We start from the raw sequence: 503 nt of genomic DNA on the forward strand, positions 1-503 counted from the left end.
TGCTTCCACGACCGTGACTTGGCACCAGAAGGCGACACCTTACGTGAAACCAACAAGAACCTGGACAAGATCGTTGACAAGATCGTGGAATACCAAAAGGACACCGGCATGAAGGTTCTGTGGAACACGTCCAACCTGTTCACGAACCCTCGCTTCCTTGAAGGTGCCGGCACGGCACCAAGCGCTACCATTTACGAATACGCTTGTGCTCAATTGAAGCACAGCCTGGAAATTGGTAAGCGGGTTGGCTCTGAAAACTATGTCTTCTGGGGCGGCCGTGAAGGTTACGAATCCCTGTGGAACACCGACATGAAGCGTGAACAAGCTCACATTGCTCGCTTCTTCCACATGGCTAAGGATTACGCTAACGAGATTGGCTTTGACGCTCAGATGTTACTGGAACCTAAGCCGAAGGAACCAACTACTCACCAATACGACTTTGATGCCGCAACCACCATCAACTTCATGCGTGAATATGGTCTGGACAAGGACTTCAAGCTGAA

Annotated in this window: 1 protein-coding gene; it reads left to right on the forward strand. The window is 50.5% G+C overall.

Annotated features, from left to right (window positions below; genetic code table 11):
- On the forward strand, positions 1 to 503 hold a 503-nt coding region (locus IV45_RS07695; RefSeq protein WP_476703300.1), incomplete at both ends, for an apurinic/apyrimidinic endonuclease family protein.

This window comes from Limosilactobacillus secaliphilus, from assembly GCF_001437055.1.
Taxonomy (GTDB): domain Bacteria; phylum Bacillota; class Bacilli; order Lactobacillales; family Lactobacillaceae; genus Limosilactobacillus; species Limosilactobacillus secaliphilus.